The sequence below is a fragment of the Planococcus massiliensis genome (assembly GCF_000821325.1).
Taxonomy (GTDB): Bacteria; Bacillota; Bacilli; order Bacillales_A; family Planococcaceae; genus Planococcus; species Planococcus ruber.
Genome location: NZ_CCXS01000001.1, coordinates 3,299,001 through 3,324,536 on the forward strand (window position 1 = coordinate 3,299,001; position 25,536 = coordinate 3,324,536).

Consider the following 25,536-nt stretch of genomic DNA (forward strand, 5'->3'; position numbering starts at 1 on the left):
AAATCCCATTCAGAATTAACGATTACACGCGACGGCGTTTAGGCGGACGGCAACCGTTATGAGGAACTGGCGTTACGTCTCTGATTGCAGTAACTTCTAGTCCAGCAGCTTGAAGTGCACGAATTGCAGCTTCACGGCCTGAACCAGGACCTTTAACAGTAACTTCTAAAGTTTTAAGACCATGTTCGATTGACGTTTTAGCAGCGGTTTCTGCAGCCATTTGAGCAGCGAAAGGTGTAGATTTACGTGAACCTCTAAATCCTAGAGCACCAGCGCTTGACCATGATACTGCGTTCCCTTGCATATCGGTAATCGTAACAATTGTGTTGTTAAATGTTGAGCGGATGTGAGCAATACCTGATTCGATATTCTTTTTCACACGACGCTTACGAGTTTGTTGTTTACGTGCCATGTTAAGAAGAAACCTCCTTTACTGATTATTTTTTCTTGTTAGCTACAGTTTTACGAGGACCTTTACGCGTACGCGCATTGTTCTTCGTATTTTGTCCGCGAACTGGAAGTCCACGACGGTGGCGGATACCTCGGAAGCTAGCAATTTCCATCAAGCGTTTGATGTTCATTGAAACTTCACGGCGAAGGTCACCTTCAATTTTGTATTGATCCAATTGTTCACGGATATTGTTCAACTCGTCTTCAGTAAGATCGCGAACGCGAGTATCTTCTGAGATACCAGCTCCTGCAAGTACTTTCTGAGCAGTAGTTTTACCAACACCGAAAATGTATGTTAATGAAATAACAACGCGTTTGTCGCGCGGAATATCAACACCAGCAATACGTGCCATGTGTATGATGCACCTCCTTCTTATTAGCCTTGTCTTTGTTTATGTTTCGGATTTTCACAGATTACCATTACTTTACCGTTTCTGCGAATAACTTTACATTTTTCGCAGATCGGTTTCACAGATGGTCTCACTTTCATCTAACCCAACCTCCTTAGTAGTCCGGAGTGCAAAAGATTATTTAAAACGGTATGTGATACGACCGCGTGTTAAATCGTAAGGAGAGAGTTCCACTGTAACTTTATCTCCTGGCAGAATGCGGATGAAGTGCATGCGGATCTTGCCAGATACATGCGCAAGAATCGTATGGCCGTTCTCCAGTTCCACTTTAAACATCGCGTTAGGCAAAGTCTCAACGACTGTTCCTTCGATTTCAATTACATCGTCTTTCGCCATCGACCCAGTCTCCCTTCTGTATACAAATCAGGTTCTCATCTTCAAACAGTATTTGCTGATTGAATAATAGTATTCATTCACCAGGAATGCATGAGTGACAGTTGAAAGACAGTCTCCGAGTTCCGCTTTCCGCATAGCAGCGAATAGGGGGTAATCCGGTTAAGCCAGTCTGCCTCATGAATCCTCGGCCGCCCGGACTGCCTAGGATGAGTTCCAAACCCGTTACACAGATGCTTCCACGAAACCCATTATACTATTTCCAGTGCGGGATTGCACGGTTCAGACTTGGTCTGGAGCAATCTGCACCGGATTTCATATAACCAGGCATTTTATGCTTTTGCAGCTCTCGAAAATTCATATCTCCGGTGCTCCTTAAAGCCACATGGAGGCAACTAACTGCGCCCGGCGCCGAAGATTTAGCCTCGGTCGCCCTTTAGAAGAGCATCAATGTCAGCAAATACTTTTTGAATGTCCTGCTGTCCATTTATATTTTTCAACACGCCTTTGCTTTCATAGAAATCAAGAAGCGGCTGAGTTTGTTGGATATTTACTTCTAAACGGTTTGTGACGGTTTCTGGATTGTCGTCTGCACGTTGGTAGAGTTCGCCGCCGTCTTTATCGCACACACCCTCAACTTGAGGAGGATTGAAAACAAGATGGTAAGCAGTTCCACAAACTTTACAGATACGGCGACCCGTTAATCGTTTGACAAGTTCGTCTTGTTCAACTTGGATGTTTACGACATGCTCGATTCTTTTGCCGAGATCAGCAAGAAGAGATTCCAGCGCTTCAGCTTGTGGGACTGTACGCGGAAAGCCGTCTAATAGAAAGCCTTCTGCACAATCCGCAGCGCTAAGACGCTCACGGACAATACCGATAGTCACTTCATCAGGTACTAATGCACCCTTATCCATGAACGATTTTGCTTCCAAGCCTAGTTCCGTTCCACCTTTGATAGCAGCGCGAAACATATCACCTGTAGAAATATGAGGGATGTCGTACTTCTCAACAATTTTGTCTGCTTGAGTGCCTTTGCCGGCACCAGGCAGACCCATTAATACGATATTCATACGTTTGCCCCCTCAGACAATTGGACAAGGAACGTCTTCACGTTCCTAAGCGCCCATTGATTATTTCATAAAGCCTTTATAATGACGTTTAACAAGTTGAGATTCCAGTTGTTTCATTGTCTCAAGTGCTACACCTACGACAATCAGAAGACTCGTTCCGCCAATTTGTGCCGATTGGGGCAAGCCCGCAAGGTTGATGAATAAAATTGGCATTACAGCAATCAGTGCCAAGAAGATAGCGCCGACAAATGTTAAACGGTACAACACACTTGTTAAATAATCTTGCGTATTTTTACCCGGACGGATTCCTGGAATATAAGCACCTTGCTTTTTCAAGTTGTCCGACACGTTTTCAGGGTTTACCTGAATGAATGCATAGAAGTAAGTGAATGCTACGATCAAAGCGACATAAATGATCATGCCGACCGGACGCGTATAATCAAATGTATTCTGAATTGCATCCGTAAACGCGTTGGCACCAAAGAAAGAAGCGATGGTTTGCGGCGTAATAAGGAACGCCACTGCGAAGATTACCGGGATAACTCCGGCCGCGTTTACTTTCAAAGGCAAATGCGTCTGTTGTGCACTCGTTGTTTGGCCACGGCCAGCAACTCGTTTTGCATACTGGATTGGAATTTTGCGCAGCGCTTGCTGAACATAAATAACCAATACGGTAACAGCAACAACTGCTAATGCAAGCAACGCCATGATAGCGATATTGATTGGAAGCTGATCGCCAGCCCCTTCAATTTGCTGTGCATATAATTGGTTGATAGCTCCAGGTATTGCAGCGACAATCCCAGCGAAGATGATAATCGAAATACCGTTCCCCACACCTTTTGCCGTAATCTGCTCACCAAGCCACAGTAGAAACGCTGTACCGCCAGTTAAGACAATCGCGATTACCACATACGTCATAATCGAGTCATCTTGAATCAAAGAGCCACCATAAATTTGGTTAAACCCGTAAGACATTCCAATCGCTTGGATAAAGGCTAATACAATTGTGAAGTAGCGAGTGAATTGAGCAAGTTTCCGTCTTCCGACTTCTCCTTGTTTCGCCCACTCAGCAAATTTCGGTACAACATCCATCTGCAATAATTGCACGATAATCGATGCTGTAATGTATGGCATAATTCCCATTGCTAAAATCGAGAAGTTAGCAAGGGCGCCACCACCGAAAGTATTTAAGAATCCAATCAAGCCAGCTTGATCGGTAGCTTGCAGTACATCCGCATCAACATTCGGTACCGGAATGAAAGTTCCGATACGAAAAATGATGAGCATCAGTAATGTAAAGATGATTTTATTTCGAATATCAGTCACGCGCATAAAATTGGAGATTGTCTGAAACATTAAAGCACCTCAGTTTGTCCGCCAGCAGCTTCGATTGCTTCCTTAGCTGATCCAGAGAATTTGTGAGCTTTAACAGTCAATTTTTTCTCTAAGCTTCCGTTACCAAGAATCTTGATACCTGAACGTTCGTTGCTCACGACACCTGATTCGATTAACAATGCAGGTGTAATTTCTGTGCCTTCGTCGAAACGGTTCAATACATCAAGGTTCACAATAGCGTAGTCTTTACGGTTAATGTTCGTAAATCCACGTTTAGGCAAACGACGGAACAATGGGTTTTGTCCACCCTCGAATCCAGGACGAACTCCGCCGCCTGAACGTGCGTTTTGTCCTTTATGACCTTTACCTGCTGTTTTACCAGTACCTGAACCGATACCGCGTCCGATACGCTTTCTAGAACTGCGTGAACCTTCTGCTGGTTTTAATTCATGAAGTTTCATGTGGTTTGGCACCTCCTTCTATAGAAATCAGGGATTAAACTTCTTTGATAGTTACTAAGTGAGCGACTTTTGTGATCATGCCACGGATAGCGGCATTATCTTGCTGCTCAACTGTTTGATGCATTTTACGCAAGCCCAAAGCTTGAACAACTTTACGTTGTGCTGGTTTTGAACCGATTACTGATTTTGTGAGGGTAATTTCTAGTTTAGTAGCCATGTAATTTTCCCTCCTTATCCTAATAGCTCTTCTGTAGTTTTACCGCGAAGTTTTGCAACTTCATCAGCGCTCTTCAGTTGAGTTAAACCGTTAATAGTAGCACGTACCATGTTGATTGGTGTGCTTGAACCTAGAGATTTAGACAAGATGTCTTGTACTCCAGCTAATTCAAGTACCGCACGAACAGGTCCGCCTGCAATAACTCCAGTACCAGGTGAAGCTGGTTTGATAAGAATTTGGCCTGCACCAAAACGACCAGTTACTAAGTGTGGAGTAGTACCTTTAACCATTGGTACTTCGATTAAGTTTTTCTTCGCATCTTCAATAGCTTTACGGATTGCATCTGGAACTTCTTGTGCTTTACCAGTACCAAAACCGACTTTACCATTTTTGTCGCCTACAACAACTAATGCGGAGAAACGGAAACGACGTCCACCTTTTACAACTTTCGCTACGCGGTTAATCGTAACTACGCGTTCTTCAAGTTCAAGTTTGTTTGGATCAATACGACGCATGAAATGTGTCCCTCCTTCTTTTAAAATTGTAAACCGTTTTCACGTGCTGCTTCTGCAAGAGCTTTGATACGTCCGTGATATAAATAACCACCGCGGTCGAAAACGATTGAGTTCAAGCCTTGTTCAGTTGCACGTTTAGCGATTGTTTCGCCGATTTTTGCAGCAGCTTCTACGTTGCCAGTAGATTCGCCTGTGAAATCTTTTTCCATAGATGAAGCACTAACAAGTGTAACGCCTTTAGTATCGTCGATCAATTGAGCATAAATGTATTTATTTGAACGGAATACGTTTAAACGTGGGCGTTCTGCTGTACCCGTAATTTTAGAACGTACGCGTGCATGACGCTTTTTACGAGATGCGTTTTTATCGAGTTTCGTAATCACTGAGGTCACTCCTTTCAGCCTGCCTAAGCAGCATTATTTACCTGTTTTACCTTCTTTGCGGCGAACAACTTCTCCTTCATAACGGATACCTTTGCCTTTATACGGCTCTGGCGGACGTGTTTGACGGATGTTTGAAGCAAGAGCTCCAACGCGTTCTTTGTCGATTCCTTTTACAACGACCTTCGTGTTAGCAGGAACTTCAACTTGGACTCCTTCTTCCGGAGTGAATTCTACCGGGTGAGAGTATCCAACGTTAAGAACTAGCTTCTGGCCTTGTAATTGTGCACGATAACCTACACCGACTAATTCAAGCGCACGCTCGAATCCTTCTGAAACTCCTTGAACCATGTTCGCTAACAAAGCACGAGTTGTACCGTGGATTGTGCGGTGTTCTTTAGAATCTGAAGGACGTGTCGCTGTTAGCACGTTTTCTTCTACTGTAATTGCAATATCTTTATTGAAAGTACGAGTTAACTCGCCTTTAGGGCCTTTTACAGTTACGACGTTATTGTCAGCAATAGTGATCGTAACGTTAGCAGGAACCTCAATTGGTTTTTTACCTACACGTGACATTCTGTTGCACCTCCATTCGTTTGTTGTTTATTACCAAACGTATGCTATGATTTCTCCGCCGATTTTTTTCGCGCGGGCTTCTTTATCAGTTACCAAACCTTGTGATGTAGAGACTAAAGCGATACCAAGACCGTTTAGTACGCGTGGCACCTCATCAGTTTTAGCATATACACGTAGTCCTGGTTTAGAAATACGTTTCAAACCAGTAATAACGCGTTCGTTGTTAGCACCGTATTTTAAGAAAATGCGGATCATGCCTTGTTTGTCATCCTCAACGTACTCAACGTCACGAACGAAACCTTCACGCTTAAGAACTTCAGCGATTTCTTTTTTCACATTAGAAGCCGGAAGCTCTAATTTTTCGTGACGAACCATGTTCGCATTACGGATGCGTGTCAGCATGTCTGCAATCGGATCTGTCATTGTCATTACATTTACCTCCTTCCCAAATTAGGGGATTACCAGCTGGCTTTTTTCACGCCAGGAATTTGTCCCACATATGCAAGTTCACGGAAACAAATACGGCAAAGTTTAAATTTGCGTAATACTGAATGCGGACGTCCGCATCTTTCACAGCGTGTGTACTCTTGTACTTTAAACTTTGGCGTGCGTTTTTGTTTTGCGATCATAGATTTTTTAGCCACGTTTACGCCTCCCTCATATTTACTTTTGGAACGGCATTCCGAATTGTGTTAATAACTCACGAGCTTCTTCATCAGAGTTCGCAGTTGTTACAATTACGATGTCCATACCGCGTACTTTCGAAACTTTATCATAATCGATTTCAGGGAAGATTAACTGTTCTTTCACACCAAGTGTGTAGTTGCCGCGGCCGTCGAAAGATTTCTTCGAAACCCCACGGAAGTCACGAACACGTGGAAGTGAGATAGCAATCAATTTATCCAGGAAGTCATACATACGCTCTCCGCGTAGTGTAACTTTACATCCGATTGGCATACCTTCACGAAGACGGAAGCCAGCGATAGATTTCTTAGCTTTAGTAATAACTGGTTTTTGACCAGTGATCGTTTGTAATTCTTCAACAGCTGAGTCAAGTGACTTAGTGTTTTGAACAGCTTCGCCTACACCCATGTTGATAACGATTTTATCAACTTTCGGTGTTTGCATTACTGATTTATATTCAAACTTGCTCACTAGAGCAGGAGTGATTTCATTCACATATTTTTCTTTTAGGCGGTTCATGTGTGTACCTCCCTTCATTCAGGAATTTTATTTATCTAATTTTTCACCGGATTTTTTTGCAACACGAACTTTTTTACCATCTTCAACCTTGTATCCTACACGAGTCGGCTCGCCGGATTTAGGGTCAAGTAACATAACGTTAGAAACGTGAATTGCTGCTTCTTGGCTGACAATTCCACCTTGTGGGTTTGCCTGGTTCGGTTTTGTGTGCTTTTTGATGATATTGATACCTTCAACAAGCACGCGGTCTTTCTTAGGTAGAGCAGCTAAAACAACACCTGTTTTGCCTTTGTCTTTACCTGAGATTACCTTAACTGTATCGCCTTTTTTAACATGCATTCTGTCGCACCTCCTTGGTATGGCACATTGATTTATTAAAGAACTTCAGGAGCAAGTGAAACGATCTTCATGAAACTGTTGTCGCGTAGTTCGCGTGCAACAGGTCCGAAAATACGTGTTCCGCGTGGACCTTTGTCGTCACGAATGATAACACATGCATTTTCATCAAATTTGATGTAAGTACCGTCTTTACGGCGAGCTCCGCTTTTCGTGCGAACGATGACAGCCTTAACGACTTCACCTTTCTTAACAACGCCACCTGGTGTTGCTTTTTTCACGGTACAAACGATTACGTCACCGATGTTTGCAGTCTTGCGACCAGAACCACCAAGTACTTTAATCGCTAGTACTTCACGAGCACCCGAGTTGTCTGCAACTTTTAAACGACTTTCCTGTTGGATCACTTAGGTTACCTCCCTTCGGAATTTCTTAGATTCCGAAATTATTTAAATTAGATAATAACCGCTTTTTCTACAATTTCCAATACGCGGAAACGTTTAGTAGCTGATAGCGGACGAGTTTCCATGATGCGAACGATGTCGCCCATTTTAGCTTCGTTTTGCTCGTCATGAGCTTTGAATTTCTTAGAGTATTTTACACGTTTGCCATAAAGTGCGTGCTTCTTTTGAGTTTCAACCATTACTGTAACGGTTTTGTCCATTTTGTCAGACACAACACGGCCTGTGTATACTTTGCGTTGGTTACGCTCAGTCATACTTGCAAACCTCCTCTCGAATTATCAGTTAGTTCCACTGATTTCTCTTTCATGAATCACAGTTTTCATACGGGCAATCGCTTTACGTACTTCGCGGATGCGAGCAGTATTTTCTAATTGACCAGTAGCCAATTGGAAGCGAAGGTTGAAAAGCTCTTCTTTCAGTGATTTCACTTTTTGTTCGATTTCAGCAGTGGTTAAGTCACGGATTTCTTTAGCTTTCATTCGATTCACCACCAATTTCTTCGCGTTTTACGAACTTCGTTTTGATCGGAAGTTTGTGAGATGCAAGGCGCAATGCTTCGCGTGCCACTTCTTCTGATACTCCTGCAAGTTCAAACATAATTTTACCTGTTTTTACTACTGCTACCCAGCCTTCAGGTGAACCTTTACCGGATCCCATACGAACCTCAAGAGGCTTTTTCGTATATGGCTTATGTGGGAAGATTTTAATCCAGACTTTACCGCCACGTTTCATGTAACGAGTCATGGAAATACGTGCTGCTTCAATTTGGCGGTTTGTGATCCAAGATGATTCTAAAGCTTGGAGACCAAATTCACCGAATGCGATTTCTTTGCCGCCTTTAGCTTCTCCGCGCATCTTGCCACGGTGCTCACGACGATATTTAACGCGTTTAGGCATTAACATATTATTTGCCTCCTTCCTCAGATTTCTTCTTAGTTGGAAGGACTTCACCGCGGTAGATCCATACTTTTACGCCAAGTTTGCCGTAAGTAGTGTCTGCTTCAGCATGTGCATAGTCGATATCAGCACGAAGCGTATGGAGCGGAACAGTACCTTCACTGTAGTGTTCAGCACGCGCAATGTCAGCGCCGCCTAGACGTCCAGATACTTGAGTTTTGATCCCTTTAGCGCCAGAACGCATAGTGCGCTGGATTGCTTGTTTTTGTGCACGGCGGAAAGACACGCGGTTTTCCAATTGACGTGCTACACTTTCAGCAACTAGTCTCGCATCAAGGTCAGCTCTTTTGATTTCAATGATGTTGATGTGTACACGCTTGCCAGTCATTGAGTTCAGTTGTTTGCGAAGTACTTCTACTTCAGAACCACCTTTACCAATTACCATACCTGGTTTCGCAGTGTGAATTGTTACGTTTACACGGTTTGCAGCGCGTTCGATTTCAACTTTAGAAACTGAAGCTTCTTTCAAACGTGTTTCGATGTATTCACGGATTTTAATATCTTCGTGAAGAAGTGTCGCATAGTCTTTTTCAGCGTACCATTTTGACTCCCAGTCACGAATGATTCCGATACGCATCCCGATTGGATGTATTTTTTGTCCCACGAATTATCCCTCCTTCTTCTCAGATACCACTAAAGTGATGTGGCTTGTACGTTTGTTGATTGCGCTTGCGCGTCCCATTGCACGTGGACGGAAACGTTTCAATGTTGGACCTTCATCAACGAATACTTCGCTAACGATCAAGTTGTCCAGGTTCATTTCGTAGTTGTGTTCAGCGTTAGCAGCTGCAGATTTTAGTAACTTCTCAACAACAATAGATGATGCTTTCGGAGTGTGCTGTAAAATCGCAACGGCTTCGCCAATTTGCTTGCCTCGGATTAAATCTACTACTAAACGGACTTTACGAGGAGCAATACGTACTGTTCTAGCGACAGCTTTTGCTTGCATAGGGAAATCCTCCTCTCAATTAACGTCTTGTTTTCTTATCGTCTGCACCATGGCTTGCGTATTTGCGTGTTGGAGCAAATTCACCAAGTTTATGGCCTACCATATCTTCTGTTACGTATACGGGAATGTGTTTGCGACCATCGTAGACTGCAATTGTTTGTCCGATAAATGTCGGGAAAATTGTAGAACGGCGAGACCACGTTTTAATCACTTGTTTTTTCTCAGAGTCCTTTTGTGCTTCAACTTTTTTCATAAGATGATCATCAACAAAAGGTCCTTTTTTCAAGCTGCGACCCATTTGGGATCCTCCCTTCGTGATTGCACCACGGCTCTTTTGGCGAACCGCAGCGGAATCAAATTATTTTTTACGACGACGCACGATGAACTTGTCTGACTTGTTCGTTTTCTTGCGTGTTTTGTATCCAAGAGTCGGTTTGCCCCATGGAGACATTGGTGATTTGCGTCCGATTGGCGAACGTCCTTCACCACCACCGTGTGGGTGATCGTTAGGGTTCATTACAGAACCACGAACTGTTGGGCGATTGCCTTTCCAGCGATTACGTCCTGCTTTACCAATGTTGATCAATTCGTGTTGTTCGTTACCAACTGAACCGATAGTAGCACGGCAAGTAGCAAGGATCATGCGAACTTCTCCTGATTGCAAACGTACAGTTACGTATTTGCCTTCTTTACCAAGCACCTGAGCTGAAGTTCCTGCAGAGCGTACTAATTGTCCGCCTCCGCCTGGCTTCAATTCAATGTTATGGATTGTAGAACCCATTGGGATGTTTGATAGTGGCAAAGCGTTACCTGCTTTGATATCAGCTTCTACGCCTGACATGATCTGCGTTCCAACTTCGATTCCTTTAGGAGCCAAAATGTAACGTTTTTCACCATCAGCATAATGAATCAATGCGATGTTTGCAGAGCGGTTTGGATCGTACTCGATTGTAGCAACGCGTCCTGGAATGCCATCTTTGTTACGTTTGAAATCGATGACACGGTATTGACGTTTATGTCCACCACCGTGGTGGCGTACAGTGATTTTACCTTGGTTATTACGGCCGCCTTTACGCTTCGTTGGTTGCAAAAGCGATTTTTCCGGCTTGTTCGTAGTGATTTCAGCGAAATCCGAAGTTGTCATGTTACGACGACCGTTTGTGGTAGGTTTATATTTTCTAATCCCCACGTTGTGTCCCCTCCTTCTTTTATTAGTTCCTAAAAGAACTTATGAGAATTAAATCTCGAATAATTCGATGTCTTTAGATGCAGCAGTCAATTTAACGATCGCTTTGCGGCGTTTGTTAGTGTATCCTGCGTGTTTGCCCATGCGTTTGAATTTCCCTTTGTAGTTCATGATGTTGACTTTCTCAACTTGAACTCCGAAGATTTCTTGAACTGCATGTTTAACTTGTGTTTTGTTAGCGCGAGTGTCCACTTCGAAAGTGTACTTCTTATCTGCCATTACTTCAGAAGAACGCTCAGTAATGACCGGACGCTTTAAAATATCACGTGCTTCCATTAACTAAGCACCTCCTCAATTTTTTCGATTGCTGCTTTTGTCATAACAACTTTGTCATGTCCAAGCAAGTCTAAAACGTTGATGCCAGTCGCTGCTACCACTGTCATACCTTGGATGTTGCGAGCAGATAATGCTACGTTTTCATCCGGGTCAGCAGTTACGAACAAAGCTTTTTTACCGATTGAAAGATCTGAGATCAATTGAGTAAATGCTTTTGTTTTTGGTGCATCGAATGTTAACCCTTCAAGTACCATCAATTTTTCTCCAACTACTGTTGATGAAAGTGCAGAGCGTAAAGCTAAGCGACGGACTTTCTTAGGCAATTTATAGCTGTAGCTGCGTGGTGTCGGTCCGAAAACGATACCGCCTCCGCGCCATTGTGGTGAACGGATAGAACCTTGACGCGCACGTCCAGTTCCTTTTTGGCGCCATGGTTTTTTACCGCCGCCTGCTACCTCAGAACGATTTTTTACTTTATGGTTACCTTGACGAAGTGAAGCGCGTTGAGCGATTACAGCGTCAAATAACACGGCTTCATTTGGTTCGATACCGAATACGAAATCATTCAATTCGATGTCGCCCACTTGTGAACCTGTTTGATTTAATAAAGCTACTTTAGGCATTCCTGTTTCCTCCTTTCAGTTAAAAATATTATTTCGCTTTAATAGCCGATTTTACTCGGATAAGTGCTTTGCGAGATCCAGGAACATTACCTTTGATTAGAAGCAAGTTACGATCCGTATCAACACGCACGATCTGCAAGTTTTGGATTGTAATTGTTGTTCCGCCCATTTGACCAGGTAATTTCTTCTGTTTGAATACACGGTTTGGAGCAACCGGACCCATTGATCCAGGACGACGGTGGTAACGTGAACCGTGAGCCATTGGCCCGCGTGATTGTCCGTGGCGTTTGATAACACCTTGGAAACCTTTACCTTTTGTTGTACCTGTGACATCTACTACATCGCCTTCTGCGAATACATCTACTTTGACTTCTTGACCAACCTCGTAATCAGCTAAGTTTACATTGCGAAGTTCGCGAATGAAGCGCTTAGGAGCAGTGTTCGCTTTAGCTACGTGTCCTTTAGCAGGTTTGTTAGAAAGCTTTTCGCGCTTGTCTTCAAAACCTAACTGGATTGCTTCGTAGCCGTCAACCTCAACTGTTTTCTTTTGAAGCACTACGTTTGGAGCAGCTTCAATTACAGTTACAGGGATTAAATCACCGTTCTCAGCAAAAACTTGCGTCATACCGATTTTTCTACCTAAGATTCCTTTGGTCATGTTGTCACACCTCCTGATAATATTTGTGTTTTTCTATTTCGTTTACCGATTAAAGTTTAATTTCAATGTCTACGCCGGACGGTAAATCCAGTTTCATCAACGCATCCACAGTTTGTGGTGTTGGGTTAACGATATCGATTAGACGTTTGTGTGTGCGCATTTCGAATTGCTCACGAGAATCTTTATAGATGTGGACTGAACGTAAGATTGTGTAAACCGACTTTTCAGTTGGCAACGGGATTGGACCCGATACACTAGCACCTGAACGTTTAGCTGTTTCCACAATTTTCTCAGCAGACTGATCTAGAATTCTGTGATCATATGCTTTTAAACGGATACGAATTTTTTGTTTTGCCATTATTTTCCCTCCCTTTTCGCCTATTTTTGATAGACATTCTCCACGAAAATTTTCTGCACACTCGCCATGGCAAAGCGGCCGGGTGTATCAGTAACCTCTCGCTTCATCGCAGTCAAAGACCAACATTCACCATTATACAAAAGAAAAAAGAATTCCGCAAGTGTTTCCACGAAATTCTTTTCAATTCGCTTTTATTAGTATAACAGGATTTTTGGAGAGTTCAACACATACGCTAATAGTCCGAACATTTTAATCTTAAGCGAGTAACATGACGGCAATCCAGCCGAAAATTACGAGCGGAATATTGTAGTGGATAAAGGTTGGCACGCATGTATCCCAAATATGATTGTGCTGTCCGTCCGCGTTCAGTCCGGCAGTCGGCCCGAGCGTTGAATCGGATGCCGGCGATCCCGCGTCTCCAAGCGCTCCCGCTGTGCCGATTAAAGCGATGATGGCAATTGTTGAAAATCCGAACTCCATGCTAAGCGGCACGAAGATAGCAGCGATGATCGGGATGGTAGCAAATGATGAACCGATGCCCATCGTAACGACTAACCCGACGATCAGCATGACGAGCGCAGCGACTCCTTTATTGCCTGCAAATAAATCCGCGACGCTTTCGACGAGCGGCTCCACCGCTCCTGTCGCTTGGATGACAGAAGCAAACCCGTTGGCAGAAATCATGACGAAGCCGATGAAAGCCATCATCCGCATTCCAGCTGTCAGTACGTCGTCTGCTTCGCGCCACTTCATCGCTCCGAACAGATAAAGGACTACGATGCCGGCAAGCGCTCCGATGAGCATCGAATCCGTTTCGATCTGCCCGTATAGTGCCGCTGCAAGTGCAAGAAGTGTCACAACGATATCTTTCTTCGAAGCCGTTTTGTTTTGAGTTTCTTCTATAATACTTGTTGTCGGTTCATTGTAGTCCCGAGGCTTGCGGTATGAGATAAATACCGCTACTGCTAAACCGACGACCATACCGCCGACCGGAATCGCCATCGCTTTTGGAATATCTGCCATATCAATCGGCAAGCCGGCAAGCTCCATTTGCTTCGCGATGATTTCGTGGAACAATAAGCCGAAGCCGTAAGGCAATAAAATATACGGAGCGGTCAAACCGAATGTCAACACGGAAGCGATCAAGCGGCGGTCGATCCGCAGTTCGTTTAAAATGTGCAAAATCGGCGGTACTAAGAGTGGAACAAAAGCAATGTGGATCGGAATGACGTTTTGAGAAAAAATCGCCATAACCAGCAAAGCCAAAATGATCAGTGCTTTCGCCAGGTTTTGCCGCGTCGCTTCTCCTTCTTTATTGACTAGCTTCAATACGCCACCTACCAGAAGTTCTGGAATTCCCGTTCTTGAAATGGCCACTGCAAATCCGCCGAGCATGGCGTAGCTGAGGGCGATGGTGGCCCCAGCCCCTAACCCGTCGGTAAATGATGCCACGGTATCCATAAATGATAACCCGCCGCTGACTCCACCTGCGAGCGCTCCGATCAATAGGGCAAAGACCACATTGACCCGCAGCAAGCTCAATACAAGCATAACCAGGACGGCAACAATAACTGCATTCATAATCTTATCTCCTTTAGTTTGCTAAAGCGTTAAAGCGCACACCTTAAATTAACAAATCCTTTAGCGCCTTGTCAACACGTAAAGCTGTTCTTTCTCAATGAAGCAAAAGTCCGAAAAATTTTACGCATTCCTTAACCTTAGTAATCCCTTTTTCAAGCACACAAAAACCCTTCATTCCATTCATGAAGGGTTCAACTGTCTAGCTATTTATCTTTGTGCAGCCAACTTTATTAACTACACTTGCTGCTGTTTTTGCTCATAGGCAGAAATATACGAATCGTATTGAATCGTCAAGGCGATTTCATCCCATCCTTTGAGCAGCATTTCTTTCCAATACGGATCAATCGAAAAAGCATATCGGCTGCCGTCTTGGCCAGTGACGGTCTGCTCTTCCAAATTGATGTCTAATTGAAAAACTTCCTGCTGGCCTTTCCGAATCAATTCATCGACTTCCTGTTCTTCTAAGCGAATCGGCAAAATTCCGTTTTTCACGCAGTTATTATAGAAGATATCGGCATAGCTCGGTGCAATGACGACGCGGAAACCGTAATCGAGAATGGCCCACGGAGCATGTTCACGGGAAGAACCGCAGCCAAAATTCTCCTGCGCCACTAAAATTTCCGAGCCTTGGAAGCGCGGATCATTCAGCACAAATTCTTGGATCGGCGAACCGTCCGGGTGGAACCGCCAGTGGTAGAATAAATATTTGCCGAAGCCGGTGCGTTCAATGCGCTTCAGAAACTCTTTAGAAATGATCTGGTCGGTATCCACGTTTTTACGGTCAAGCGGCGTCATGACGCTTGTGATTTTGTTGATCGGTTCCATTTTATTGCCTCCTTGTCTCTTACGCTGTCGGTACCGGTTCGTTCATATACTTTCGGACATCGGTCAGATGGCCTTCGATCGCAGCAGCTGCGGCCATTACCGGGCTGACAAGATGCGTCATCGAGCCGGCTCCTTGGCGCCCTTCAAAATTCCGGTTGGATGTAGAAGCGCAGCGTTCTCCTGCAGGCACGGCGTCATCGTTCATCGCCAAGCACATGCTGCATCCTGTTTCGCGCCACTCAAATCCAGCTTCCAGGAAAATCCGGTCGAGCCCTTCTGCTTCGGCAGCCCGTTTCACCGATTCTGAACCTGGCACCACAATCGCCGTAACGGAAGGATGGACTTTTTTGCCGGCAATGATCTCACTTGCTGCGCGCAAATCCCCAATCCGAGCATTGGTGCAAGATCCAATAAAGACGTGCTGGATTTCAATCGAAGATAGCGGCGCCCCTTCTTCAAGCTGCATATACGCCAACGCCTGTTTTAATGCCTCCCGGTCTGCCGGATCTTCGTAGTCCGTTGCATACGGGACATGCTCCGCAATTCCAGAGCCCATTGACGGGTTCGTTCCCCATGTAACGAAAGGAGAAATTTCATCTGCATGAATGGTGCGCGTCACATCGTATGCCGCACCTTCATCTGTCGCCAGCGCTAACCACTTGGCTGCCGCTCTGTCAAACGCCTCTCCTAGCGGCACATGTCTGCGCCCTCTCAAATACTCAATCGTTGTTTCATCCGGGCTGATCAATCCTGCACGCGCTCCCGCTTCAATTGACATATTGCAAATGGTCATGCGTTCTTCCATTGAAAGGCTTCGGATCGCTTCTCCCGTATATTCCACGATATGCCCGGTGCCCATATCCACTCCGTATTTTGAAATGATTGCTAAAATCACATCTTTTGCGGAAACCCCAAATCCAAGTTCTCCGTCAATGCGGATCTGCATCGTTTTCGGTTTTGATTGCCAAAGCGTTTGAGTAGAAAGCACGTGTTCAACTTCACTCGTACCGATGCCGAACGCAAGAGCCCCAAACGCACCGTGGGTAGACGTATGGCTATCGCCGCAGACAATCGTTTTCCCGGGCTGCGTCAGTCCAAGCTCCGGTCCGATCACATGCACGATGCCTTGGTCGGGGTGGTTGATGCCGGCAAGCGGAACACCGAACTCTTCGCAGTTTTCCTGCAAAGTTTTGATTTGCTTGCGGGAAATGGGATCTTTGATCGTCTCCCGGTTCCGCGTCGGTACGTTATGGTCCATCGTCGCAAAGCACAAATCCGGACGGCGCACTTTCCGCCCGTTTAGCCGCAGCCCCTCAAATGCCTGAGGAGAAGTGACTTCGTGCAATAAATGAAGGTCAATATAGAGAAGATCCGGTTTCCCTGCTTCTTCAAAGACAATATGTTGTTCCCAAATCTTTTCAATAATCGTTTTTGCCATTTTTACCGCTCCTCTACCTTAGACATAGGAATACATTATATGTTCTGACACCAATTCACGCTCTAGCTCTTCGATCACTTTTTCAACAAAGCGTTCGGTTGAAACGACGCGTTTTCCTGCCCCTGACAAATCGCCTGTGCAATAGCCGTCTTCCAAGACACTCATGACAGCTTCTTCGATTGTCGCCGCTTCTGTGTGCATGCCGAACGAATGGCGCAGCATCATCGCTGCCGACAAGATAGCTGCAGATGGGTTGGCTTTATTTTGGCCGGCAATGTCCGGTGCTGAGCCGTGTACCGGTTCGTAAAGGCCGTAACCGTCTGAACGGACGCTTGCAGATGGCAGCATGCCAAGTGATCCCGTGATCACCGAAGCTTCATCACTCAAAATGTCGCCGAACATATTCTCTGTCACCATGACATCAAATGCCCGAGGATCGGTGATCAATTTCATCGCGGCCGAATCGACCAGCATATGCTCTACTTCCACGTCGGGATAGAATGCTTTACGCTCTTCTACAACTTCTCGCCAAAGCTTGCTCGTCTCCAACACATTGGCTTTATCGACCGATGTCACTTTTCCTCTTCGGCCGCGGGCGATTTCAAATGCCTGATCCACAATCCGCTCGATTTCCTGTCGGGTATATACAAGCGTATCCACCGCTGCTTTTTCTGTCCGGCGTTTCGGTTCCCCAAAATACAAACCGCTTGTCAATTCACGGACAATCACCATGTCCACTTCTTTTGCCACTTCTTCCTTTAATGGAGAAGACCCGAGCAATGCAGGCACCGCTTTGACCGGCCGGATATTCGCGAATAAATCAAAATGCTTTCGGATATTCAGCAATCCTTTTTCCGGACGCTGATGCGCAGGATTCTTGTCCCATTTCGGGCCTCCGACAGCACCAAGGAGAATCGCGTCGCTCGCCTCACATGCTGCGATAGTTTCGTCTGGAAGCGGTGTGCCATGCGCATCTACCGCACTGCCTCCGATTGACGCGTGCTTTAAATGAAAAGTATGCCCATAACGCATTGCAATGGATTGCAGCACTTTTACCGCCGCATCTGTTACTTCTGATCCGATTCCGTCTCCTGGCAATACCGCTATTGTTTTTTTCATTTTAAATTCCTCCCCTTTCGATTGATCCGTTTTAAACCACGGCTGTTTTTGTTTTCTGCCCTTCTTTTACCAACTGGCGATTCACTGCATTTAAGTAAGCTTTCGCTGTAGCTTCCAAGACATCTTGTGCTACATCCCGCCCGGTGACGACTTCACCGTTATACGTCATGTTGACAACTGCTTCACCAAGTGCGTCCCGTCCTTTGCCGATTGACGTGACCCGGTAATCTAAGATATGCGCTTCTCCTGCAACGACTCGCTCTAACGTATTGAAAATCGCTTCCACTGATCCAGCGCCGGTCGCTGCTTCTGTCACCAATTCACCGTTCGGATGAGTGGCTGATACGGTCGCTGTCGGAATATTGACGGAACCGTAGTGCACTTGCACACTTTCCAATTCGTAAACCGCCACTTCTTTTTCATTGATTTGCTGATCCGTCAATAAAACAAACAAATCGTCTTCTACAATTTCTTTTTTGCTATCTGCTAATTTCTTAAATTCCGCAAAAGCTTTGTTCAGCTTTTCGTCCGTCAATTCAAAGCCCATTTTAACTGCACGGTCTTTGAAAGCATGTCTGCCGGAATGTTTGCCAAGCACCAATTCCGTCGATGCATCGCCAATCAATTCCGGCGTAATAATTTCATACGTTAACGGATTTTTTAGCATCCCGTCCTGGTGGATGCCGGATTCATGGGCAAAGGCATTTTTGCCGACGACCGCTTTATTAGGTTGGATCAAACTTCCTGTCAATTGGCTGACCAATTGGCTGGTCCGTTTGATTTCTTTTAATTGAATGCCGGTTTCCGTTTGATAGATTTTATTGCGGATATGCAGTGCCACTGCAATTTCTTCTAATGCAACGTTCCCGGCCCGCTCTCCGATGCCGTTGATTGTTCCTTCCACTTGCGTCGCACCGTTTTCAATGGCGGCTAATGTATTCGCTGTCGCCATTCCTAAGTCATTATGGCAATGCGCCGACAGCTTGACGTTTTCAATCCCGACGACGTTTTCCTGGATGTAGCGGAACATCGCACCGTATTCTTCCGGTGTGGCATATCCGACCGTATCCGGGAGGTTGATCGTTGTCGCTCCGGCCGCGATGACTTTACGAATGATATGGGCCAAAAATTCTGGGTCCGACCGAGACGCATCTTCTGCTGACCACTGGACAAGCGGAAAGTACTTGCGGGCGTATTTGACCGACTCTACCGCAATCTCGACGACTTGGTCAGGTGTCTTCATTAATTTATGTTCCATATGGATCGGCGATGTCGCGAGGAAAATATGGACATGTGGCTGTTCGCCGCCTTTTAGCGCTTCCCATGCTGTGGAGATATCTTTTTCAACCGAACGGGCAAGGCCCGTTACGATTGAATTTTTAACGGTATTCGCAATGCGTTGGACTGCATCAAAATCGCCTGGGGAAGCTGCTGGAAAGCCGGACTCAATGATTGTTGCGCCAAACCGTTCCAATTGGCGGGCAATTTCAATTTTCTCAGCAGTGTTTAAGTTAATCCCAGCCGACTGTTCGCCGTCCCGAAGTGTTGTATCAAAGATGTCAATTTTGCGCACTGGCGACCACCTCTTTTGTTTTTGTCTTTTTGCCTTCGTTGACGAAAGGCATCATGGCACGAAGCACGCGCCCGACTTGTTCAATTTGATGCGTTTCTTCCGCTTTTTCGATGGCTGTAAATTCCGGACGGTTCAATTGATTCTCAAGCAGCCAGCCTTTGGCGAATTTGCCTGTCTGGATATCCGTCAACACGTCTTTCATACGTTCTTTGGTTGCCGCATCCACGACGCGAGGGCCTGAAACGAAATCGCCCCACTGAGCAGTATCGGAGATCGAGTAGCGCATGCCTGAAAGCCCGCCTTCATACATCAAATCGACGATCAATTTCAATTCATGCATACATTCGAAGTAAGCAACTTCCGGCTGGTACCCTGCTTCCACTAAAGTTTCAAATCCGGCTTTCACTAATGACGTAACCCCACCGCAAAGCACTGCTTGTTCTCCGAATAGATCCGTTTCCGTTTCTTCTTTAAACGAAGTTTCCAGTACTCCGGCACGTGCAGCCCCGATTCCTTTTGCATAAGCAAGCGCTACTTCCTGGGCTTGTCCCGACACATCTTGATGGATGGCGAACAATGCCGGCACTCCAGCTCCCGCTTCATATGTACGGCGAACAAGATGGCCCGGCCCTTTTGGTGCCACTAAGAATACGTCAACATCTTCCGGTGCCACGATTTGATTGAAGTGGACGTTAAAACCGTGGGCGAACACTAAAGACTTTCCAGCCGTCAATGCCGGTTTGATTTCTTCGTTGTAGATTTTCGTTTGCTTTTCGTCCGGTACTAAAATTATGATCACATCTGCCGCTTGCGCCGCTTCTGACACTGTCGTGACATTCATGCCATCTTCTTGTGCTTGTTTAAATGATTTTCCGGGTCTTACTCCGACGACTACATTAAAGCCTGATTCTTTTAAGTTTTGTGCATGTGCATGTCCCTGTGAACCATATCCGATGATTGCGATGGTCTTCCCTTTTAGTACTTCCTCGTTTACGTCTTGGTTATAATACATTTTTGCCATTTTCATTTCCTCCTCAGGTTTGTGGGTTTCGTTTTACAAAATCGATAATTGTGCTGTATGTGTTTTCTGGGTTTCACGAACAAACGCGGATACGCCGGTTCTCGTTAACTCCTTGATGCCATAAGGCCGCATTAAATCAATAAACGCTTCAATTTTCTCAGGATCGCCGGCTACTTGGAAGGTGGTCACGTTTTTGCTCATATCCACTACCGTTGCCCGGAACGGTTCGACGATGCTGTAGATTTCATTTCTCGCTGCCGGCGGCGTGACCACTTTGATTAACGCGAGTTCCCTCATCACCATCGCTTTGTCGGTGATATCATTTACCTTGATTACGTCAATTTGCTTTTGAAGCTGCTTCAATAGCTGCTCCAGCTTGCCTTCATCTTCTACATTCACGACAAAGGTCATTTTCGACATTCCGGGCTGCTCGGTATGTCCGACTGAAATGCTTTCAATATTGAACTGCCTTTTCATCAAAAGCCCTGTCACCCGATTTAAAACGCCGCTTTGGTTGATTACCGTTGTTGTGATGACTCGTTTCATTCGATTTTCACCCCGATCATTTCATTCAGCCCTTTGCCTGGTGCAACCATTGGATAAACGCATTCCATCTGAACCACTCGGCAATCGATTAAAGCCGGTTCATTTGAAGCGAACGCCTCTGCAAAAACCGCTTCCGCTTCTTCTAGCGTTTCGACTTTATACCCTGGCACATCATATGCCTGAGCCAACTTCACGAAATCTGGCTGCACATGGATCAGAGACTGCGAATACCGTTCCTCGTAGAACGTTTCTTGCCATTGCCGGACCATTCCAAGGCTTTGATTGTTCAAAATGATGATTTTCACTGGAAGCCGCAATTCCTGCAGCAGCGATAACTCCTGAAGTGTCATTTGGAAACCCGCATCTCCGACAATGGAAATGACTTGGTCATTCGGTCTTGCAAGCTGTGCGCCGATGGCTGCCGGGAAACCGAATCCCATCGTCCCAAGGCCGCCAGACGTTACCCAGTTGTGCGGATGATTGAATTTATAATATTGGGCCGTCCACATCTGATGCTGACCGACATCTGTCGTCACGATCGCATCTCCTTTAGTCAACCGCTGGATCAATTCAACCGCTTGTTGTGGAAGAATGCCTTTTTCTTCATCCGCTTTGTAGCAAAGCGGATATTCTTCTGAGTTTGCGGTCAGCTTGTTTAGCCATTCCGCTTTTTCTGAGGTTTCGAAGTTTTGTTCCAGCAATGCTTTTAACGCCTCTTTTGCATCCGCTACAATCGGAATCGCCGTCGGCACGTTTTTGCCGATTTCTGCCGGGTCGATATCTACGTGAATCACTTTGGCATTCGGAGCAAAATGTGCTAAGTGGCCTGTCAAACGATCATCAAAGCGGGCTCCAATATTCAACAGCACATCACATTCGCAAATCGCGGTATTTGCGGTATACGTTCCGTGCATTCCAGCCATCCCAAGAAATAAAGGATGATTTCCTTCTACCGTCCCAAGCCCCAGCAATGTGTTCGTTATCGGAATTTGATGCCGTTCAATAAATTCTTTTAGTTCTTCTGTCGCTTGAGCTGCAAGTACCCCTGCGCCCGCCAGGATCAAAGGCTTTTCAGCTTTTGATAAAAGCTGGACTGCTTTCTGGATTTGCAGGTAATTTGGATGCGTCGTCGGCTGATAGCCCGGAAGATTTACTTCTGATTGTTCTTCTTGGCCCTTAAACAGTGCGTTTGAGATGTCTTTTGGAACATCTACCACTACCGGTCCTGGCCGCCCCGTAGAAGCGATATAAAAAGCTTCCTTGATAATCCGCGGGAAATCTTCCACATTTTTTACTTGGTAATTATGCTTTGTGATCGGTTGTGTAATGCCGATGATATCGGCTTCTTGGAAAGCATCAGTCCCGATGACGGTGCTGGCAACTTGTCCGGTAAATACAACCAATGGCAGCGAATCCAACATCGCATCTGCAATTCCGGTTACCAGGTTTGTGGCTCCCGGTCCCGAAGTCGCGATCACCACTCCCGGTTTCCCTGACACCCGAGCATATCCTTCAGCGGCGTGGATGGCACCTTGCTCATGTCGCGCAAGCACATGCCGGATCGGGTTTCGATGCAAAGCATCGTAAATCGGCAGCACCGCTCCTCCAGGGTAACCAAAGATGATGTCCACACCTTGCTCTTTCAAAGATTGAATCAGGATATCAGCCCCACTGCCTTTCAGTTTCTGTTCTGCTTTTTCTTCCACTTCTACATTTACTCCCAATCTTTCCGCCTCCTTTTGGATTATGCCTTCGGTAGAATAAAAAAAGCTTTTTCATCCTACACAAAGAAACTTGTTCTTTGCATAGGGATGAAAAAGCTTCATGGTACCACCCTATTTCGCTGCGCAACCGCAGCCTCATGGATAAGTTGAACTTATCCTTTGATAACGATAGCTTACTCAAACCAGCTACCGGGAATGCCTAAACGGGATGAACCTTTCAGCATTCCACTCAGAGGGGATGTCGCTAATGGCAGTAATGCCGGCTTCCACCAATACCGGCTCTCTGTGATTACAAATCCCATTAACTTTAACCTCGTCATCGAATTTTTTATCTAATTATCAAACTACGTTTAATTGTTCGGAATACACTTTTACGCCATCTTGCTGAACGAGCTCTCGGAATGAACCAAGCAAGTCATTCGTTACAGGACCAGGAGTTCCATCTCCAATCACTCGGCCATCTACTTTGACTACGGCGATCACTTCTGCAGCAGTTCCGGTTAAGAAGACTTCGTCCGCCACATATACGTCGTGTCTTGTAAAGACGCCTTCTTGAATGTCATATCCTTTCTCAGCAGCCACTTCCATAATGGCATTTCGAGTAATGCCTTCAAGCGCCCCGACATAACCCGGAGGCGTAAGCAATTTGTTCTTTCTAACGATGAATATATTATCAGCCGATCCTTCTGCAACGTACCCTTGGTCGTTGAGCATAAGCGCTTCAGAAACGCCGGCAAGATTAGCTTCGATTTTCACTAGAATATTGTTCATGTAATTTAAGGATTTTACTTTTGGACTTAAGACGTCTGAGCGGTTTCTTCGTGTCGCCACCGAAACAATTTCAATGCCTTTTTCGTATAATGCTTTTGGAAACAAAGATAAAGCTTCTGCAATTACAATGACGCTTGGCTTAGAACAAGTCTGTGGGTCAATCCCTAAATTTCCGACGCCCCTTGAAACAATCAATCGAATGTAAGCGTCTTTTAATTGATTTTGCCGGAGCGTTTCAACAACGAGACTTGTCATTTCTTCAAAAGTATGTGGAATTTCAAGCATGATTGATTTCGCTGAATCGTAAAGGCGCTCCAAATGTTCTTCTAATCGGAATACGTTTCCGTTGTAAGAACGAATTCCTTCGAAGACTCCGTCTCCATATAAGAACCCATGATCATAAACCGAAACTTTCGCATCTTCCTTTTTCACAAATTCACCATTCATGTAGATCACTTGTTGTCCCATGCTTTCCACTTCTTTCTGAAAAAGTTTTGTTTGCCATAACGTCAAATAATTGCTTCCTGCTAGTAAATTGTTGTTATCATATCGCCTATTCTAAAGGCTGTCAATCGCCTTTGTACGACTTTTTAGTTTATTTAGAATATTATACTTTCATGTATCCGTTTACATTGCAGTGATACCAATGGTTTAAAGAAAAGCAAAAAAAGTTAAATTTTTTTGCACGCAATATATTACATATGCAATAAAATAAAATAAGAGCAGCCAAATGGCTGCTCTTAAATTATAAAAACTTTATTTTTGATGTTAGTCCTGTCTCCAAATTTAATAAAATGATTTCAACATTTATTTTTCCTTTAACTTTAAATAGTGAAAATGTCTTGAAGACCAATCAAACATATTTCTCTTATTGCACAAAAAACCCCTAGCTCATTAAATGAGCTAGGGGTTAAACACTTGCGAATTACTTCTGGATAGAAGCTACAACGCCAGCGCCTACAGTACGTCCACCCTCACGGATAGAGAACTTAGTTCCTTCTTCGATAGCGATTGGAGAGATTAGAGATACAGTCATTTCAACGTTATCTCCAGGCATAACCATTTCTACGCCTTCAGGAAGGTTACAAACACCAGTTACGTCAGTTGTACGGAAGTAGAACTGAGGACGGTAGTTTGAGAAGAATGGAGTGTGACGTCCACCCTCTTCTTTTGAAAGAACATAAACTTCAGCTTTGAAGTCAGTGTGTGGAGTGATTGTGCCTGGTTTAGCCAATACTTGTCCACGTTGTACATCGTCACGAGAGATCCCGCGAAGAAGTGCACCAATGTTGTCTCCAGCTTCAGCATAGTCTAACAATTTACGGAACATTTCTACACCTGTTACAGTAGTAGGTTTTGGTTCTTCAGTAAGACCGATGATGTCAACAGTATCGCCGACTTTAACTTGTCCACGTTCAACGCGTCCAGTTGCAACCGTACCACGACCAGTGATTGAGAATACATCCTCAACTGGCATCATGAATGGTTTGTCAGTTTGGCGTTCTGGAGTTGGAATGTACTCATCAACAGCATTCATCAATTCCATGATTTTTTCTTCCCATTCTGCTTCGCCTTCAAGAGCTTTAAGAGCAGAACCTTTAATTACAGGAATGTCGTCGCCAGGGAAATCGTATTCAGAAAGAAGGTCACGAACTTCCATTTCAACTAATTCTAGCAATTCTTCATCGTCAACCATATCACATTTGTTCATGAATACAACTAGGTATGGAACACCTACTTGTTTAGACAAAAGGATGTGCTCACGAGTTTGTGGCATTGGGCCATCAGCAGCAGATACTACTAGGATCCCGCCGTCCATTTGCGCAGCGCCAGTGATCATGTTTTTAACATAGTCAGCGTGTCCTGGGCAGTCAACGTGTGCGTAGTGACGAGTAGCAGTTTCGTACTCAACGTGTGAAGTATTGATAGTGATACCGCGTTCTTTTTCTTCAGGTGCGTTATCGATTTGGTCGTAAGAACGAGCTTCCCCGCCCGATGCTTTAGCAAGAACTGTAGCGATTGCAGCAGTTAAAGTTGTTTTACCATGGTCAACGTGACCGATTGTACCAATATTCGCATGTGTTTTAGAGCGATCAAATTTAGCTTTTCCCATTAGAA

Annotated in this window: 37 protein-coding genes and 1 other annotated feature; all 37 genes read right to left on the minus strand. The window is 45.0% G+C overall.

The genetic code is table 11. The features are described from left to right. Window positions 1-22: 22 nt before the first annotated feature. A complete protein-coding gene (gene rpsK / locus BN1080_RS16560; RefSeq protein ID WP_052654071.1) occupies window positions 23-412 on the minus strand; it encodes a 30S ribosomal protein S11 in 390 nt (129 codons plus the stop codon). Between the two features lie 25 nt (window positions 413-437). Continuing rightward, complete coding sequence (gene rpsM, locus BN1080_RS16565; RefSeq protein WP_052654076.1) at window positions 438-803, minus strand: 30S ribosomal protein S13; 366 nt, start codon at window positions 801-803, stop codon at window positions 438-440. A 23-nt stretch (window positions 804-826) separates the two neighbouring features. Continuing rightward, entirely contained in the window at window positions 827-940 is a 114-nt protein-coding gene (gene rpmJ / locus BN1080_RS16570; RefSeq protein WP_006828951.1) for a 50S ribosomal protein L36, read from the minus strand. Between the two features lie 37 nt (window positions 941-977). Next, on the minus strand, window positions 978-1,196 hold the full coding sequence (infA, locus tag BN1080_RS16575) for a translation initiation factor IF-1 (protein WP_006828950.1): 219 nt from the start codon (window positions 1,194-1,196) through the stop codon (window positions 978-980). Window positions 1,197-1,612: 416 nt separating this feature from the next. Continuing rightward, window positions 1,613-2,266, minus strand: coding sequence for an adenylate kinase (locus BN1080_RS16580; protein WP_052654079.1), 654 nt, complete (start codon window positions 2,264-2,266; stop codon window positions 1,613-1,615). Between the two features lie 60 nt (window positions 2,267-2,326). Further along, on the minus strand, window positions 2,327-3,622 hold the full coding sequence (gene secY / locus BN1080_RS16585) for a preprotein translocase subunit SecY (protein ID WP_052654082.1): 1,296 nt from the start codon (window positions 3,620-3,622) through the stop codon (window positions 2,327-2,329). Then, the gene (gene rplO, locus BN1080_RS16590; RefSeq protein ID WP_052654087.1) at window positions 3,622-4,062 is read right to left on the minus strand and encodes a 50S ribosomal protein L15; all 441 of its coding nucleotides are present in this window, start codon (window positions 4,060-4,062) and stop codon (window positions 3,622-3,624) included. Before rplO ends, secY begins: the two co-directional genes overlap by 1 nt. Window positions 4,063-4,096: 34 nt before the next feature. After that, window positions 4,097-4,279 (minus strand): 50S ribosomal protein L30, encoded by a 183-nt coding sequence (gene rpmD / locus BN1080_RS16595; RefSeq protein WP_052654090.1) that lies wholly within the window; start codon window positions 4,277-4,279, stop codon window positions 4,097-4,099. Window positions 4,280-4,293: 14 nt separating this feature from the next. After that, complete coding sequence (rpsE, locus tag BN1080_RS16600; RefSeq protein ID WP_052654093.1) at window positions 4,294-4,794, minus strand: 30S ribosomal protein S5; 501 nt, start codon at window positions 4,792-4,794, stop codon at window positions 4,294-4,296. A gap of 20 nt (window positions 4,795-4,814) precedes the next feature. Continuing rightward, entirely contained in the window at window positions 4,815-5,177 is a 363-nt protein-coding gene (gene rplR, locus BN1080_RS16605) for a 50S ribosomal protein L18 (RefSeq protein WP_052654097.1), read from the minus strand. A gap of 33 nt (window positions 5,178-5,210) precedes the next feature. Beyond that, window positions 5,211-5,750: a 50S ribosomal protein L6 gene (gene rplF, locus BN1080_RS16610; protein ID WP_052654100.1), complete on the minus strand. Its 540-nt coding sequence runs from the start codon at window positions 5,748-5,750 to the stop codon at window positions 5,211-5,213. Between the two features lie 30 nt (window positions 5,751-5,780). Beyond that, window positions 5,781-6,179: a 30S ribosomal protein S8 gene (rpsH, locus tag BN1080_RS16615; RefSeq protein ID WP_052654104.1), complete on the minus strand. Its 399-nt coding sequence runs from the start codon at window positions 6,177-6,179 to the stop codon at window positions 5,781-5,783. A 29-nt stretch (window positions 6,180-6,208) separates the two neighbouring features. After that, window positions 6,209-6,394 (minus strand): 30S ribosomal protein S14, encoded by a 186-nt coding sequence (gene rpsN / locus BN1080_RS17090; protein WP_006828941.1) that lies wholly within the window; start codon window positions 6,392-6,394, stop codon window positions 6,209-6,211. 19 nt (window positions 6,395-6,413) lie between these two features. Continuing rightward, entirely contained in the window at window positions 6,414-6,953 is a 540-nt protein-coding gene (rplE, locus tag BN1080_RS16620) for a 50S ribosomal protein L5 (protein WP_036803924.1), read from the minus strand. Between the two features lie 27 nt (window positions 6,954-6,980). After that, window positions 6,981-7,292 carry a 50S ribosomal protein L24 gene (gene rplX / locus BN1080_RS16625; protein ID WP_036803921.1) on the minus strand — a complete coding sequence of 104 codons (312 nt, stop codon included), beginning with the start codon at window positions 7,290-7,292 and terminating at the stop codon, window positions 6,981-6,983. Between the two features lie 35 nt (window positions 7,293-7,327). Then, window positions 7,328-7,696 (minus strand): 50S ribosomal protein L14, encoded by a 369-nt coding sequence (rplN, locus tag BN1080_RS16630; RefSeq protein WP_052654106.1) that lies wholly within the window; start codon window positions 7,694-7,696, stop codon window positions 7,328-7,330. Between the two features lie 47 nt (window positions 7,697-7,743). After that, window positions 7,744-8,007: a 30S ribosomal protein S17 gene (rpsQ, locus tag BN1080_RS16635; RefSeq protein ID WP_052654109.1), complete on the minus strand. Its 264-nt coding sequence runs from the start codon at window positions 8,005-8,007 to the stop codon at window positions 7,744-7,746. 24 nt (window positions 8,008-8,031) lie between these two features. Further along, window positions 8,032-8,232 carry a 50S ribosomal protein L29 gene (rpmC, locus tag BN1080_RS16640; protein WP_052654121.1) on the minus strand — a complete coding sequence of 67 codons (201 nt, stop codon included), beginning with the start codon at window positions 8,230-8,232 and terminating at the stop codon, window positions 8,032-8,034. Continuing rightward, window positions 8,222-8,656: a 50S ribosomal protein L16 gene (gene rplP / locus BN1080_RS16645; protein ID WP_052654124.1), complete on the minus strand. Its 435-nt coding sequence runs from the start codon at window positions 8,654-8,656 to the stop codon at window positions 8,222-8,224. Before rplP ends, rpmC begins: the two co-directional genes overlap by 11 nt. A gap of 1 nt (window position 8,657) precedes the next feature. Beyond that, complete coding sequence (gene rpsC / locus BN1080_RS16650; protein ID WP_052654127.1) at window positions 8,658-9,314, minus strand: 30S ribosomal protein S3; 657 nt, start codon at window positions 9,312-9,314, stop codon at window positions 8,658-8,660. Between the two features lie 3 nt (window positions 9,315-9,317). After that, the gene (rplV, locus tag BN1080_RS16655) at window positions 9,318-9,659 is read right to left on the minus strand and encodes a 50S ribosomal protein L22 (RefSeq protein ID WP_052654130.1); all 342 of its coding nucleotides are present in this window, start codon (window positions 9,657-9,659) and stop codon (window positions 9,318-9,320) included. A 19-nt stretch (window positions 9,660-9,678) separates the two neighbouring features. Next, window positions 9,679-9,957 carry a 30S ribosomal protein S19 gene (gene rpsS, locus BN1080_RS16660; RefSeq protein WP_006828932.1) on the minus strand — a complete coding sequence of 93 codons (279 nt, stop codon included), beginning with the start codon at window positions 9,955-9,957 and terminating at the stop codon, window positions 9,679-9,681. A gap of 60 nt (window positions 9,958-10,017) precedes the next feature. Continuing rightward, on the minus strand, window positions 10,018-10,848 hold the full coding sequence (gene rplB / locus BN1080_RS16665) for a 50S ribosomal protein L2 (RefSeq protein ID WP_052654133.1): 831 nt from the start codon (window positions 10,846-10,848) through the stop codon (window positions 10,018-10,020). A gap of 48 nt (window positions 10,849-10,896) precedes the next feature. Further along, window positions 10,897-11,181 carry a 50S ribosomal protein L23 gene (rplW, locus tag BN1080_RS16670; protein WP_052654136.1) on the minus strand — a complete coding sequence of 95 codons (285 nt, stop codon included), beginning with the start codon at window positions 11,179-11,181 and terminating at the stop codon, window positions 10,897-10,899. Next, a complete protein-coding gene (gene rplD / locus BN1080_RS16675; RefSeq protein ID WP_052654139.1) occupies window positions 11,181-11,804 on the minus strand; it encodes a 50S ribosomal protein L4 in 624 nt (207 codons plus the stop codon). The genes rplW and rplD overlap by 1 nt, the downstream gene beginning before the upstream one ends. A 28-nt stretch (window positions 11,805-11,832) precedes the next feature. Next, the gene (gene rplC, locus BN1080_RS16680) at window positions 11,833-12,462 is read right to left on the minus strand and encodes a 50S ribosomal protein L3 (RefSeq protein WP_052654142.1); all 630 of its coding nucleotides are present in this window, start codon (window positions 12,460-12,462) and stop codon (window positions 11,833-11,835) included. 49 nt (window positions 12,463-12,511) lie between these two features. Further along, window positions 12,512-12,820, minus strand: coding sequence for a 30S ribosomal protein S10 (gene rpsJ / locus BN1080_RS16685; RefSeq protein ID WP_033542800.1), 309 nt, complete (start codon window positions 12,818-12,820; stop codon window positions 12,512-12,514). A 255-nt stretch (window positions 12,821-13,075) separates the two neighbouring features. After that, on the minus strand, window positions 13,076-14,401 hold the full coding sequence (locus BN1080_RS16690; RefSeq protein WP_052654145.1) for a Na+/H+ antiporter family protein: 1,326 nt from the start codon (window positions 14,399-14,401) through the stop codon (window positions 13,076-13,078). A gap of 234 nt (window positions 14,402-14,635) precedes the next feature. Further along, on the minus strand, window positions 14,636-15,226 hold the full coding sequence (gene leuD, locus BN1080_RS16695; protein ID WP_052654148.1) for a 3-isopropylmalate dehydratase small subunit: 591 nt from the start codon (window positions 15,224-15,226) through the stop codon (window positions 14,636-14,638). A gap of 19 nt (window positions 15,227-15,245) precedes the next feature. Next, a complete protein-coding gene (gene leuC / locus BN1080_RS16700; RefSeq protein WP_052654151.1) occupies window positions 15,246-16,664 on the minus strand; it encodes a 3-isopropylmalate dehydratase large subunit in 1,419 nt (472 codons plus the stop codon). Window positions 16,665-16,682: 18 nt separating this feature from the next. Further along, window positions 16,683-17,783 (minus strand): 3-isopropylmalate dehydrogenase, encoded by a 1,101-nt coding sequence (leuB, locus tag BN1080_RS16705; RefSeq protein WP_052654154.1) that lies wholly within the window; start codon window positions 17,781-17,783, stop codon window positions 16,683-16,685. Window positions 17,784-17,814: 31 nt separating this feature from the next. Further along, complete coding sequence (locus tag BN1080_RS16710) at window positions 17,815-19,356, minus strand: 2-isopropylmalate synthase (RefSeq protein ID WP_052654157.1); 1,542 nt, start codon at window positions 19,354-19,356, stop codon at window positions 17,815-17,817. Next, on the minus strand, window positions 19,343-20,377 hold the full coding sequence (ilvC, locus tag BN1080_RS16715; RefSeq protein WP_052654166.1) for a ketol-acid reductoisomerase: 1,035 nt from the start codon (window positions 20,375-20,377) through the stop codon (window positions 19,343-19,345). The genes BN1080_RS16710 and ilvC overlap by 14 nt, the downstream gene beginning before the upstream one ends. A 33-nt stretch (window positions 20,378-20,410) precedes the next feature. Beyond that, window positions 20,411-20,923 (minus strand): acetolactate synthase small subunit, encoded by a 513-nt coding sequence (gene ilvN / locus BN1080_RS16720; RefSeq protein WP_052654169.1) that lies wholly within the window; start codon window positions 20,921-20,923, stop codon window positions 20,411-20,413. Continuing rightward, window positions 20,920-22,647: a biosynthetic-type acetolactate synthase large subunit gene (ilvB, locus tag BN1080_RS16725; RefSeq protein ID WP_052654176.1), complete on the minus strand. Its 1,728-nt coding sequence runs from the start codon at window positions 22,645-22,647 to the stop codon at window positions 20,920-20,922. The genes ilvN and ilvB overlap by 4 nt, the downstream gene beginning before the upstream one ends. An 80-nt stretch (window positions 22,648-22,727) precedes the next feature. Then, window positions 22,728-22,976, minus strand: a binding site (T-box leader). A 10-nt stretch (window positions 22,977-22,986) separates the two neighbouring features. After that, window positions 22,987-23,886 carry a branched-chain-amino-acid transaminase gene (gene ilvE / locus BN1080_RS16730; protein ID WP_052654708.1) on the minus strand — a complete coding sequence of 300 codons (900 nt, stop codon included), beginning with the start codon at window positions 23,884-23,886 and terminating at the stop codon, window positions 22,987-22,989. A 457-nt stretch (window positions 23,887-24,343) separates the two neighbouring features. Next, window positions 24,344-25,531, minus strand: coding sequence for an elongation factor Tu (tuf, locus tag BN1080_RS16735; protein WP_052654180.1), 1,188 nt, complete (start codon window positions 25,529-25,531; stop codon window positions 24,344-24,346). Window positions 25,532-25,536 lie beyond the last annotated feature (5 nt).